Source organism: Arthrobacter sp. CAN_A214 (assembly GCF_015751955.1).
In the GTDB taxonomy this organism is placed as follows: domain Bacteria; phylum Actinomycetota; class Actinomycetes; order Actinomycetales; family Micrococcaceae; genus Arthrobacter_D.
On record NZ_JADOUU010000013.1, the window covers coordinates 64,185 to 76,348 of the forward strand.

The following is a 12,164-nucleotide window of genomic DNA, read 5'->3' on the forward strand; positions in this document are numbered from 1 at the left end:
TTCCTTTCGTCGAAGCAGGGCTGACTCAGGCCTGGACTGCGGCCGTCTCGGAGGGCATGAAACGATCGTAACCCTCTTCCTCGAGCCGGTCAGCAAGTTCCGCGCCGCCCTGCTCGGCGATCCGGCCGTCCACGAAGACGTGGACGTGGTCGGGCTTGATGTAGCGAAGGATCCGGGTGTAGTGGGTGATGAGCAGCGTGCCCATCGCGCCCTTGGAGTGCTCGCGGTTGACGCCCTCGGACACGACCTTGAGCGCGTCGACGTCGAGGCCGGAGTCGGTCTCGTCGAGGATGGCGAACTTCGGGTGGAAGAGTTCGAGCTGCAGGATCTCGACGCGCTTCTTCTCGCCGCCGGAGAAACCCTCGTTGACATTGCGCTGCGCGAAGTCCGCGTCGATGCGCAGCTGCCCCATGGCCGCCTTGACGTCCTTGGTCCAGTGGCGGAGGCTCGGGGCCTCGCCGTCGAGCGCGGTCTTGGCGGTGCGAAGGAAATTGGTCATCGTGACCCCGGGGACCTCCACGGGGTACTGCATGGCGAGGAAGAGTCCGGCGCGAGCCCGCTCGTCGACGCTCATGGTGAGGACGTCCTCACCGTCGAGCGTGATCGAACCGCTGTTCACGGTGTAGCGGGGGTGGCCCGCGATGGTGGAGGCCAGCGTGGACTTGCCGGAACCGTTGGGCCCCATGATGGCATGGATCTCGCCGGTGTTGATGGTCAGGCTGACGCCTTTGAGGATGGGTTTGCTGCCCTGCTCGGTGTCGATGCTGACATGCAGGTCCTTGATTTCAAGGGTGGACATTGTGTATCTCCTTTGCCCTGGTATTCAGGGCGTCGTCTGGGGGTGGTGCCGCGGCGGGCGGCTAGCCAAGCTGGGGTACGGGCGCTCCGTTGGTGACTGTGCTGACGTCCACGTAGACGTTGCCTTCGTGGATCGCCAGGGCGAAAACGGGCACCGGGTCGTAGGCCGGGAGTTGCAGGGGCGCTCCGCTGCGGAGGTCGAACTGCGATCCGTGCCCCCAGCATTCGATGGCACAGCCTTCGACGTCCCCCTCGGCCAGCGAGATGTCGGCGTGCGAGCAGGTGTCGCCCAGGGCGTGAATCTCACCGTCGGAATCGCGGACGACGACGACGGGGTAGTCGTCGATCAGCACGCGCAGCGCCTGTTTCACCCCGATGTCGTCGACGCTGCAGATCAATTCACCCGCAGGTTCAGGCAGTGCAGGTTCGACCAAGGCAGGTTCAGCCGATACGGGCTCGTTCATCACAGGTTTCCTGCTGCGAGTTCCTGCTCGACGGCCTCGGAAAGGCGTTCCTCGAGTGTGGGGACCCCGATCTGCTGGATGACCTCGTTCAGGAAACCGCGGACGACGAGTCGGCGCGCGGTCCGTTCGGGGATGCCGCGGGCCATCAGGTAGAACAGGTGCTCGTCGTCGAACCGGCCGGTGGCGCTGGCATGGCCTGCGCCCTCGATGAGCCCGGTTTCGATCTCGAGGTTGGGGACGGAATCGGACCGCGCGCCGTCGGTCAGCAGCAGGTTGCGGTTCGTTTCGTAGGTGTCGGTGCCCTCGGCGGCCTTGCGGATCAGGACGTCGCCTACCCATACGGTGTGCGCGTCCTTGCCCTGTAGTGCTCCCTTGTAGGTGACACGTGACTTGCAGTTGGGCACGGCATGGTCCACCAGCAGGCGCTGCTCGAGGTGTTGGCCGGCGTCGGCGAAGTACAGGCCGTACATCTCCACCTCGGCGCCCGGACCGGTGAAGACCGACGACGGCGTGAGCCTCACGAGGTCCCCGCCCAGCGTGACCACCACGTGCTTGTACCGCGCATCGCGGCCGATCTTCGCCTGCTGCGACGAGACGTGGACGGCGTCGTCGTCCCACTGCTGGACGCTCACGACGGTGAGCTCGGCGCCGTCCTCGACGTTGATCTCCACATTCTGGGCGAGCGTGGCCTTGCCGTGGTGATCGAGCACCACGACGGCCTTCGAGAACCTGCCGGCATGGATGACGAGGTGCTGGGCTGCCGCGGTGCTGTCGCTTCCTGATACGTCGACCAGCACTTCGCTGTCGGCGATGGTTTCGGCGGGGACGGTGATCACGGTGGCAGTGGCGACGGCGGCCCAGGCCGCAGCGGCGACCCGGTCCTCGGGGATGGCTGCCGAGCCGATCCGGGAATCGGTGCGCTCCACGGTCTCGGTGCGCACGTTCGACGCTCCGGTGACCGTCACTGTCGGCGCGGTGCCGGTCAGAGGATCGGTGTGGAGGCCGCGGAGGCGCTTCAGGGGTGTGAAGCGCCAGTCCTCCTCCTGGCCGGTCAGCGGCGCGAAGTCGGCGAGGTCGTAGGACTTCAGCCGCTCGCCCCTCGAGGCCTCGGGGATCACCGGGGCGTTGCCGTGGCTGTGCTTCTTGAGGCCGAGCTGCTCGGTCCCGGTATTCAGCTCCGAAAGGCTTTCGCCCTCTTCGCTGAATCCTTCGATCGCCGTCGGGTTGAGCGTTATTTCGTCTACGTTGGTGGTTTCAGCCATTACTAGCCTACTGCCCCTTCCATCTGGAGTTCGATCAGCCGGTTGAGCTCGAGCGCGTATTCCATGGGCAGTTCGCGGGCGATGGGCTCGATGAACCCGCGCACGATCATCGCCATGGCCTCGTCTTCCGGCATTCCACGGGACATGAGGTAGAAGAGCTGTTCCTCGCTCACCCTCGAGACCGTGGCCTCATGCCCCATGGTGACGTCATCCTCGCGGATGTCGACGTAGGGGTAGGTGTCCGAGCGGGAGATTGTGTCCACGAGGAGAGCATCACAGCGCACTGTGTTGGCCGAGTGGGTCGCTCCCTCCCGGACCTGGACGAGTCCACGATAGGCAGCCCGTCCGCCGCCGCGTGCTACGGACTTGGAGATGATGGATGACTTCGTGTTCGGCGCGATGTGGACCATCTTCGAACCGGTGTCCTGGTGCTGGCCTTCACCGGCGAATGCGATGGACAGCGTCTCGCCCTTCGCGTGCTCGCCGACCAGGTAGACGGCCGGGTACTTCATGGTGACCTTGGAACCGATGTTGCCGTCGATCCACTCCATGGTGGCGCCCTCGTGTGCGATCGCACGCTTCGTCACCAGGTTGTACACGTTGTTCGACCAGTTCTGGATGGTGGTGTAGCGGACGCGGGCGCCCTTCTTGACCACGATCTCGACGACGGCCGAGTGCAGCGAGTCCGAGGTATAGATCGGCGCGGTGCAGCCCTCGATGTAGTGGACGTAGGAGTCCTCGTCCGCGATGATCAGCGTGCGCTCGAACTGGCCCATGTTCTCCGTGTTGATGCGGAAGTAGGCCTGCAGCGGGATCTCGACGTGAACGCCCTTGGGTACGTACACGAAGGAGCCGCCCGACCACACGGCGGTGTTCAGCGACGCGAACTTGTTGTCGCCGACCGGGATGATGGTGCCGAAGTACTCCTGGAAGATCTCCGGGTGCTCACGCAGTGCTGTATCGGTGTCGAGGAACAGGACACCCTGGCGCTCGAGGTCCTCGCGGAGCTGGTGGTACACCACCTCCGACTCGTACTGGGCCGCCACACCGGAGACGAGGCGGGCACGCTCCGCCTCGGGGATGCCGAGCTTCTCGTACGTGTTCCGGATGTCCTCGGGAAGGTCCTCCCAGGTGTTCGCCTGCTTCTCCGTGGAGCGTACGAAGTACTTGATGTTGTCGAAGTCGATACCCGACAGGTCCGCGCCCCAGGAGGGCATGGGCTTGCGGTCGAAGTACTTGAGGCCCTTGAGGCGGAGGTCGAGCATCCACTGCGGCTCGTTCTTCTTCGCCGAGATGTCGCGGACCACCTCCTCGCTCAGCCCGCGCCGTGCGTTGGCGCTGACGTCGTTCTTGTCGGCCCAGCCGTACTGGTAGGTGCCGATGCCCTCGAGCTCCGGGTTCTTCTCGAGGATGTCGGAGATCACTGACTCCGGTACTGCTACCGGCGTCGTAAGCTTCTGGTCTACTTGATCCGTCATCACGGCCTTCCTTGCTGATGGATGGATAACGTTGCTTGTCCTGATGGAAAATCTGGCTCGGCTTCGGCGACCGCCGCGGGGCGCACCCTGCCGACCGGTATGTGGGTGGTGCAGACGTGCCCGCCGCGCGCGAGCGTCGAGAGCCGGCGCACGTCCACGCCGAGCAGCCGAGAGAACACTTCGGTTTCCTGATCGCAGAATGCGGGGAACTCGGCGGCAAGCTCCTGGATAGGGCAGTGGCCCTGGCACAGCTGCACGCTCAGCATCGAGGTCCGCCCGGCGCTGCCGCCGACCGTCTTGGTGGAACTGGCGAAACCATCGGCGCTGAGGGCGCCGGCAAGGGCCAGGGCGCGGTCTTCGAGGGATGGACCCGCGGCGTCGACCACCGGCGCGTACCGTTCCTCCATTCCGGCGAACCGGCTGCGCGCGAATTCCCGGACGGCGTCGGGGCCCGCAAGGGTGCCGAGTTGAGCGAGTGCGGCTTTCGCGATATCGAGGTAGTCGTTGCCGAGCTTGCTCTGCCCCCGCTGGCTGAGGACGTAGCGCCTCGCCGGGCGTCCCGCCCCGCTCGCCGAGGATTTTGCCCGCTTGACCTCGATCAGGCCGTGCTGGAAGAGCGCGTCGAGGTGCCTGCGCATGGCGGCCGGCGTGAAGCCGAGCGTGTCGCCGAGTTCGGCGGCGGACACGGGGCCATGCTCGAGGACGGCGGCGAGCACGCGGTCGCGGGTGCGCTCATCGGGCTCGGCACCTGCCTCGGGGGTGCCGGGCCGGGAACCGAAGACGCTATCCTCGCCGGTGCGGGGCCCGGAGGTGTGCGGCGCCACAGTCATGGGCAAATACCTCCTCCGGGCAGTTAATAGTCGACAAAATACACAACACAATCATGGCCTAATGTATTCCTGTTGTCGCGGGTGCCACCACTTAGGCGAGGCTACCCATCTGCGACAGACCGGCTCCTACTACCTGACGTAGAATCAGGGGGTGCCACACTCCGCCGCCTCGCTCTCCATCGAAGGCCTCGTCAAGGATTTCGGGCCGGTTTCCTCCCTCGACGGCCGGATGGTCCGGGTCCTCGACGGCGTCCGCCTTTCAGCGCAGCCAGGTCAGGTCACGGCACTGCTCGGCGCGAACGGCGCAGGCAAGACGACGACGCTCGAGTGTGCCCAGGGTCTGCAGCGTCCGGACGCAGGGAAGGTCCTGCTCCTCGGCGAGAACCCGTACCGGGCACGTCCCGACCTCCGGGCGCGCGTCGGGGTCATGCTGCAGGAGGGCGGGCTGCCGCCGTCGGTCAAGCCGATGGCCCTGTTGAAGCATGTGGCGTCCCTGTATTCGGCGCCCCTCGAAATCGATGGGCTCGCCGAACGCCTCGGCATCGCGGACTTCGGCGCGGGAAGCATCCGCGGACTCTCCGGAGGGCAGAAGCAGCGGCTCGCCCTCGCCTGCGCCCTGGTGGGCCAGCCCGAGGTCCTGTTCCTCGACGAGCCGAGCGCCGGGCTGGATCCGCAGTCCCGCACCATCGTCTTCGAGCTCATTCAGGAACTCCGGGCAGCGGGCCTGGCGATCATCCTCACCACCCACCTGCTCGACGACGCGCAGAAGCTCGCCGACTACGTCTACATCATCGAAGCCGGAAGAACCGTTGCGGAGGGCACCGTCGCTGAGCTGACGGCCGTCGAGGGCGCTGACGACCTGCGCGAACTCCGGTTCGAGACAGTGCCTGGCCTCAGCCTGCCTCCGGAGCAGATGGCGCATCTGTCCTGCGCCGAACTGGAGCCGGGCAGGTATGTCCTCAGCGGGCACATCGTTCCCGAGGACATCGCGCGGCTGGCGCAGTGGTGGTCGGCCAGCGGCGTGATGCCCACGACCATCTCCATGGCGCCGCGCTCGCTCGAAGAGGTCTTCCTCGATATCTCGGGCAGGAGCATCCGATGAGCACCGCCGCTCCCCTGGCATCCCGGGTCCTCCGACACGGCGGCTACGAAGCGGCAGCCATGCTGCGCAACGGTGAGCAACTGGTGCTTGCCATCGTGCTCCCGCTGCTCGCCCTCGCCGGGCTGGTCCTCACACCGTTGCTCGACGGCTACGCCGCCAGCCGCATCGACATCGCCGCGCCCGGAGTGCTGGCGCTCTGCACCATGTCCACGGCCTTCACGGGACAGGGCATCGCCACCGGCTTCGACCGCCGCTACGGGGTGCTGCGGTTCCTCTCCACGACTCCCCTCGGCAAATCGGGACTGATCTTCGGGAAGGCGTGCGCCGTCGTCGTGGTGCTGGCCGTCCAGTTGGTGGTCATCGGTGGAGCGGCGCTGCTGATGGGGTGGCGGCCCGATGCCGCCGGCCTGGTGCCGGCCGCCCTGCTGCTGGCCCTCGGGTCAGCGGCGTTCACTGCTCTGGGGCTCCTCGTAGCCGGCACGCTGCGTCCCGAGGCGACCCTCGCCGTCACCAACCTGGTCTGGATCCTGCTCGCCGCGGCGGGCGGGATCATTCTTCCGGCGTCCCAGCTTCCCGCGGTCGCCGCGCCGATCGTGGGCCTGCTGCCATCCGCCGCCCTCGGCGATGGGCTCCGCAGTGCCCTGGTCGAGGGACAGTTCAACCTGCTGTCCTGCGTTCTCCTCCTCGCCTGGGCCGCCGTGGCGAGCCTAGCCGCTGTCCGATGGTTCAAATGGAGCTAGCTACATGACATACCCCGCTTTCCGGTCCCTTTCGTCGAGGCTTCCCCGTTCGACCACGCCGCTGGTCCGCCGGCTCGCCATCGCGTCGCTCGTGTCGCAGATCGTCATCGTCGTGACGGGCGGTGCGGTGCGCCTGACGGCGTCCGGCCTCGGCTGCCCCGAATGGCCGCGCTGCACGCCCGACTCGATCGTCAGCACCCCTGAAATGGGCATCCACGGAGTCATCGAGTTCGGCAACCGGCTGCTGACCTTCGTCCTGGTGCTGGTCGCCGTCGCCATGCTCGTGTCGCTCTGGAACCTGCGGAAGGAGCGCCGGGACCTGTTCCGCCTTGCTGTGGCGCTGTTCGCCGGCATTCCCGTGCAGGCCGTGATCGGGGGCATCACCGTTTGGACGGGGCTCAATCCGTGGATCGTCGGCTGGCACTTCCTGGTGTCGATGGCACTCGTCGTCCTGGCCACCGTACTGGTCAACCGCTCCCGGCTGACCACGGCGGACAGCGCGGTGCGGCTACCGCAGGCGGCGCCGCGGTCGATGCGGCGCCTGCTCCAGGCCATCGCCACCCTCACCGGTATCACCGTGGTGCTGGGCGTCATCGTCACCGGCTCGGGTCCCCATGCGGGCGACCACGGCGCGGCACGCAATAGCCTCGATCCTGAACTGATGACGAAGCTGCACGCCGCCCCCGTGTACCTGCTGGTGTTCGCCGTTGCGGTCGCCGTCGTCCTTGCCCTGCGGTGGGCCGTGGCGCCGCGACTCCGCCGGGCGCTCCTCCTGCTCGCGGTCGTGGTGCTGGCTCAGGGAGCCATCGGCTATGCTCAGCACTTCCTGAACCTGCCGGTGGCCCTCGTCGCCCTGCACATGCTGGGCGCCTCGCTGCTCACCGCCGCCGCCGCGCACGCCGTCTACGTGGGCGTCACGCGCCAGCCCGAGCTAGGGACGGCGCGAAGGAATCGGGAACCGGCACAGCAGCGCCGCTGATCAGGCACCGCACCGCCTGGGTCCCCGGGGTCCCCGTGCTTACGTCCCCAGCGTTGCCTCGACGACGTCGAGCAGCCTGCCCAACTCGCGCTGCTCGCTTCCGGGCGCAGGAAGCAGCGGACGCCTCGGGTCGCCCGCGTTGATGCCGCATACCTTGGCCAGCAGGTGGAGGCCGCTGATCTTGCGCAGGTCGACCACGTGCTGGATGAGCGGCAGCAGCACCTTGCGGCAGACTTTGGCCTGTTCGGTTTCTCCGGCCACGACGGCATTCCGCAGCATCGAGTAGTACATCGGCAGTAGCGCACCGGGGCCGGTGTGCCAGGCGTCCGCGGCAATCGAGCCGGAGACCATCAGGAGGTCCCCGCTCAATCCGTGGCTCACCGGCCGGGACGTCAGGGAGCGGAGCTTCGCGTAGCGCGCATTGAAGGTCTCGGCGTCGGGGGCGGTGTCCTTGAACGCCACCACGTTCTGCAGGTCGAGGAGCTCCGCCACGAGGTCGAGCCCGTAGTCGAACTGCGTGGTGCCCGGGTTGTTGTACAGGCAGATCGGCAGGCCGGTTTCAGCGCTGACAGCCTGTGTCTGGGCAAGGACCTCCTCGTTGGTGAGGGGAACATAGGACACCGGGGACAGCACCAGGCCTGCCGCGCCGGCCTGCGCTGCGTCGACGGCGGCGTCGAGCACTTCCCGCGTCCCCACCGAGCTGATACCCACCACCACGGGCACGGCGCCCCCGGCTGCCTCGATGGCGGTCCTTGCGACACGGGTGCGCTCAGCGGTGCTGAGGTAGGCGAAGCTTCCCGATGAACCGAGGACAGCGACGGCGTCGACGCCGGCGCGTGCGAGTCCTGTGACCATCCCGCCGAGTTCCGGGTAGTTGATTTCGCCGTCGGGAGTGAACGGGGTGATCGGATAGGCGATGAGGCCGGTGAAGTCCATAGGCCCATGCTAGGCCTTCCCTGTGGCGCATCCGGAGCCGGGCGGCCCAGGGACTAGAGGACGGGTCCGCCCACGAAGGGGTCGACGGCAAGCGCGAGGAAGAGGACGGTCAGGTAGCTGATCGAGCCGTGGAAGACCTTCATGGCGGCCTTGGTGCTCAACTCGCCTCGCTGAGCCTGCGAGTACAGGCGGTGGGATTCGCGGAGGAACCAGGCGCCGGCTCCGACGGCGGCGCAGGAGTAGACCCAGCCGGCACCCGCCGGAAGCAGGAGGAGGGAGCACGCCACCATGGCCCAAGCGTAGAGGACCACCTGGACCGAGACGGTACGTGCTCCGGCGATGGCCCCGAGCATGGGAACATTGGCGGCCCTGTAGTCGTCGCTGTATTTCATGGACAGCGGCCAGTAGTGCGGCGGCGTCCACAGGAAGATGATGAGGAACAGCACCACGGCCGGCCATTCGACGGCATTGGTGACGGCTGCCCAGGCGATCAGGACCGGCATGCAGCCGGCGGCACCTCCCCAGACGATGTTCTGGGCGGTGCGCCGCTTGAGCACCAGCGTGTAGACGACTACGTACAGGAAGATGGCGGCGACGCCCAGTGCACCCGCGAGGGGGTTGGCGCCGAACCAGAGGATGGCGATCGCCAGGACGCCCAGTGCCCAGGAGAAGATCAGCGCTTCACGGGGTGTTACTTCCCCGGTGACCAGCGGGCGGTTCTCCGTGCGGTGCATGATCTTGTCGATGTCGCGGTCGATGTAGCAGTTGAAGGCGCCTGCGCTACCCGCGGCGAAGGCCCCGCCCACCAGCGTCGCCAGGATCAGCCCGAGCGGCGGAAACCCGCCCTGGGCGAAGATCATGGTGGGAAGCGTGGTCACCAGGAGGAGCTCGATCACGCGCGGCTTGGTCAGCGCGAGATAAGCCCTGGCTTTGCGTCCGAAGCCCGGGCGGGCCCGCTGAGCACGTGCCGGTGCAGGAACCTGCTGGGTCTTCACGAGGCAACACTTTCGTTTCTTCCGGAGTAAAAGATCTGCCCATCATACCCTTTTACAGCCTGTAGAACTCGGCAGGGCCGGGCGGGTGGGGATGGTTCTCCGTCCCGAACGCCGGAAACAGGCAGCAGTTGTGATGAACAACATGTTACGGATCGGGCGCCGCATTGGATTGCGGAAAGGATAGGGTGGATCGCAAAGCCCGCTTGGCATCGCCGTACAGGATGCCGGGATGTGCTTGTAGCATGCAGAATTCGACGGCGAACGGCCAGCTGGCCAGGGTGCTTCTCGGCGCCCCCGGGCCAAAGTATTCGGCGCCCGAGGCGCTGGCCGTTCCGGACAGAGAGGGGCCCGGAAACGTGCCACAGACGCAAGAGCAGGAACTGAACTGGACGAAACTGGACGACCGCGCGGTGGACACGGTGCGAGTCCTTGCGGCAGATGCAGTGGAGAAGGTGGGAAACGGGCACCCTGGAACGGCGATGAGCCTCGCGCCCGCCGCGTATCTCCTGTTCCAGAAGCTGATGCGGCATGACCCGTCGGATCCCGAGTGGACGGGGCGCGATCGTTTCGTCCTCTCCCCCGGACACACGTCGCTCACCCTTTACATCCAGTTGTACCTGTCCGGCTACGGCCTCGAGCTCCCCGACCTGCAGGCACTGCGTACCTGGGGCTCGCTGACGCCCGGGCACCCCGAATACCGTCACACCAAGGGCGTGGAAATCACCACCGGTCCCCTGGGTCAGGGCCTGGCGACGTCGGTCGGGTTCGCCTACGGCCAGCGCCGCCAGCGAGGCATGTTCGACGCGGAGGCACCGGAGGGCACCAGCCCGTTCGATCACACCATCTGGGTCATCGCCTCCGACGGCGACCTCCAGGAGGGCGTCACCGCCGAAGCGTCCTCGCTTGCCGGCCACCAGGAACTCGGCAACCTCGTGGTCCTGTACGACGAGAACCACATCTCCATCGAGGACGACACTGACGTCTCCTTCAGCGAGGACGTCCTCAAGCGGTACGAAGCCTATGGCTGGCACGTGCAGCGCGTGGACTGGACGCGGACCGGCGAATATGTCGAGGACATCGCGGAGCTGTACGGCGCGCTGGTCGCAGCGAAGAACGAGACGTCGAAGCCCTCCATCGTCTCCCTCCGGACCATCATCGGCTGGCCCTCGCCCACCAAGCAGAACACCGGCAAGATCCACGGCTCCGCCCTCGGCAAGGACGAGGTCGCGGCGCTCAAGGAAACGCTCGGCTTCGACCCCGGAAAGCATTTCGACGTCGACCCGGAGGTGCTTGCCCACGCCCGCGGCGTCGTCGATCGGGGCGCGGCAGTGCACGACGAGTGGAATTCGACCTTCACGACCTGGAGCGAGGCGCACCCCGAGGAGACCGCACTGCTGGAGCGTATCCGGGCGCGGACCCTGCCGGACGGCTGGGAAGCAAGCCTTCCGGTGTTCGAGCCGGGCAAGGATCTGTCCACCCGTGCGGCTTCGGGCAAGGTCCTGACCGCCATCGGTCCGGTGCTTCCAGAGCTGTGGGGAGGATCCGCCGACCTCGCCGAGTCGAACAACACCACGATCGAGGGTTCGCCGTCCTTCATCCCCGAGAGCCGTCAGACCGATGCCTGGTCGGGCAACCCCTACGGCAGGGTGCTGCACTTCGGCATCCGCGAGCATGCGGCTGCCGCGATCGTCAACGGCATCGTGATGCACAGCAGCACGCGGGCCTTCTCCGGTACGTTCCTCATCTTCAGTGACTACCAGCGGCCCGCCGTGCGCCTCGGCGCACTGATGGGCGTTCCGGCCATCTACGTCTGGACGCACGATTCGATCGGTCTCGGCGAGGACGGACCGACCCACCAGCCGGTGGAGCAGCTGTCATCGCTGCGGACCATTCCGGGGCTCGACGTCGTCCGCCCTGGAGACGCCAATGAGGTGGCCGTCGCCTGGCGCACCATCCTCGAGAACACCGAGAACCCCGCCGGCATCGTGCTGACCCGGCAGAACATCCCCACCTACGAGCGTGGCACCGGCGCTGCCTCCGGTGATACCTTCGGGTCCGCCGACGGTGTGGCCCGCGGCGCCTACGTACTGGCCGAGGCGAAGAGCGGAACGCCCGACGTGATCCTGCTGGGCACGGGCTCCGAGGTCCAGCTCGCAGTTCAGGCACGCGAGGCCCTCGAAGCCGACGGAATCTCGGCGCGCGTGGTGTCGGTGCCGTGCCTCGAGTGGTTCAACGCGCAGGACCAGGACTACCGCGAAAGCGTCCTGCCCCGCTCGGTGCGGGCACGGGTTTCGGTGGAGGCAGGGGTGGCGCAGAGCTGGCACGGACTGGTCGGCGACGCCGGGCGGATCGTCTCCCTAGAGCATTTCGGGGCCTCCGCGGACTACAAGACGCTGTTCCGCGAATTCGGGATCACCGCAGAGGCAGTCGTCGCGGCTGCGAAGGAGTCCCTTCATGCCGCCTCCTCCGTTCCCCTCGCGCCTAACGGCACACCGGCCGTGGGATCGGGTGCCCAGTCCACCGAGACTGGCGACCAGCAGTAGCACCCCTTCTTAGACTCAACCCTTTCGGCACGTCTTT

The 12,164-nt window shown here is 66.9% G+C and carries 11 protein-coding genes; 4 read left to right on the forward strand and 7 right to left on the reverse strand.

Annotation, left to right across the window (positions count from 1 at the left end; all coding sequences use genetic code 11):
• Positions 1-25: 25 nt before the first annotated feature.
• The 5 genes from sufC to IWX65_RS12030 form a co-directional block, all read right to left on the reverse strand.
• A complete protein-coding gene (sufC, locus tag IWX65_RS12010; protein WP_196883115.1) occupies positions 26-799 on the reverse strand; it encodes a Fe-S cluster assembly ATPase SufC in 774 nt (257 codons plus the stop codon).
• A 61-nt stretch (positions 800-860) separates the two neighbouring features.
• Complete coding sequence (locus IWX65_RS12015) at positions 861-1,262, reverse strand: non-heme iron oxygenase ferredoxin subunit (RefSeq protein WP_196883117.1); 402 nt, start codon at positions 1,260-1,262, stop codon at positions 861-863.
• A complete protein-coding gene (gene sufD, locus IWX65_RS12020; RefSeq protein WP_196883119.1) occupies positions 1,262-2,524 on the reverse strand; it encodes a Fe-S cluster assembly protein SufD in 1,263 nt (420 codons plus the stop codon). Before sufD ends, IWX65_RS12015 begins: the two co-directional genes overlap by 1 nt.
• 2 nt (positions 2,525-2,526) lie before the next feature.
• Positions 2,527-4,002 carry a Fe-S cluster assembly protein SufB gene (gene sufB / locus IWX65_RS12025; protein WP_334683832.1) on the reverse strand — a complete coding sequence of 492 codons (1,476 nt, stop codon included), beginning with the start codon at positions 4,000-4,002 and terminating at the stop codon, positions 2,527-2,529.
• Positions 4,002-4,832: a helix-turn-helix transcriptional regulator gene (locus IWX65_RS12030; protein WP_196883121.1), complete on the reverse strand. Its 831-nt coding sequence runs from the start codon at positions 4,830-4,832 to the stop codon at positions 4,002-4,004. Before IWX65_RS12030 ends, sufB begins: the two co-directional genes overlap by 1 nt.
• Before the next feature lie 229 nt (positions 4,833-5,061).
• On the opposite strand from IWX65_RS12030, the gene IWX65_RS12035 reads away from it, so the two are divergent.
• The 3 genes from IWX65_RS12035 to IWX65_RS12045 are packed head-to-tail and all read left to right on the forward strand — an operon-like array spanning position 5,062 to position 7,653.
• The gene (locus tag IWX65_RS12035; protein WP_196883176.1) at positions 5,062-5,934 is read left to right on the forward strand and encodes an ABC transporter ATP-binding protein; all 873 of its coding nucleotides are present in this window, start codon (positions 5,062-5,064) and stop codon (positions 5,932-5,934) included.
• Positions 5,931-6,674: an ABC transporter permease gene (locus tag IWX65_RS12040; RefSeq protein ID WP_196883123.1), complete on the forward strand. Its 744-nt coding sequence runs from the start codon at positions 5,931-5,933 to the stop codon at positions 6,672-6,674. The genes IWX65_RS12035 and IWX65_RS12040 overlap by 4 nt, the downstream gene beginning before the upstream one ends.
• A gap of 4 nt (positions 6,675-6,678) precedes the next feature.
• Entirely contained in the window at positions 6,679-7,653 is a 975-nt protein-coding gene (locus IWX65_RS12045; RefSeq protein ID WP_196883125.1) for a COX15/CtaA family protein, read from the forward strand.
• Positions 7,654-7,692: 39 nt separating this feature from the next.
• On the opposite strand, the gene IWX65_RS12050 is transcribed toward IWX65_RS12045, so the two are convergent.
• Both IWX65_RS12050 and IWX65_RS12055 read right to left on the reverse strand, forming a co-directional pair.
• Entirely contained in the window at positions 7,693-8,589 is an 897-nt protein-coding gene (locus tag IWX65_RS12050) for a dihydrodipicolinate synthase family protein (RefSeq protein ID WP_196883127.1), read from the reverse strand.
• Positions 8,590-8,642: 53 nt separating this feature from the next.
• The gene (locus tag IWX65_RS12055) at positions 8,643-9,584 is read right to left on the reverse strand and encodes a heme o synthase (RefSeq protein WP_196883129.1); all 942 of its coding nucleotides are present in this window, start codon (positions 9,582-9,584) and stop codon (positions 8,643-8,645) included.
• A gap of 242 nt (positions 9,585-9,826) precedes the next feature.
• Between IWX65_RS12055 and tkt the strand changes: the two genes are divergently transcribed.
• Positions 9,827-12,127 (forward strand): transketolase, encoded by a 2,301-nt coding sequence (gene tkt, locus IWX65_RS12060; RefSeq protein ID WP_196883131.1) that lies wholly within the window; start codon positions 9,827-9,829, stop codon positions 12,125-12,127.
• Positions 12,128-12,164 lie beyond the last annotated feature (37 nt).

Coding starts and splice junctions, on each gene's coding strand:
- sufC (WP_196883115.1), bottom strand. CDS start 799: ATGTCCACCCTTGAAATCAAGGACCTGCATGTCAGCATCGACACCGAG.
- sufB (WP_334683832.1), bottom strand. CDS start 4,002: ATGACGGATCAAGTAGACCAGAAGCTTACGACGCCGGTAGCAGTACCG.
- IWX65_RS12030 (WP_196883121.1), bottom strand. CDS start 4,832: ATGACTGTGGCGCCGCACACCTCCGGGCCCCGCACCGGCGAGGATAGC.
- IWX65_RS12035 (WP_196883176.1), top strand. CDS start 5,062: ATGGTCCGGGTCCTCGACGGCGTCCGCCTTTCAGCGCAGCCAGGTCAG.
- IWX65_RS12015 (WP_196883117.1), bottom strand. CDS start 1,262: ATGAACGAGCCCGTATCGGCTGAACCTGCCTTGGTCGAACCTGCACTG.
- IWX65_RS12050 (WP_196883127.1), bottom strand. CDS start 8,589: ATGGACTTCACCGGCCTCATCGCCTATCCGATCACCCCGTTCACTCCC.
- sufD (WP_196883119.1), bottom strand. CDS start 2,524: ATGGCTGAAACCACCAACGTAGACGAAATAACGCTCAACCCGACGGCG.
- tkt (WP_196883131.1), top strand. CDS start 9,827: ATGCAGAATTCGACGGCGAACGGCCAGCTGGCCAGGGTGCTTCTCGGC.
- IWX65_RS12045 (WP_196883125.1), top strand. CDS start 6,679: ATGACATACCCCGCTTTCCGGTCCCTTTCGTCGAGGCTTCCCCGTTCG.
- IWX65_RS12040 (WP_196883123.1), top strand. CDS start 5,931: ATGAGCACCGCCGCTCCCCTGGCATCCCGGGTCCTCCGACACGGCGGC.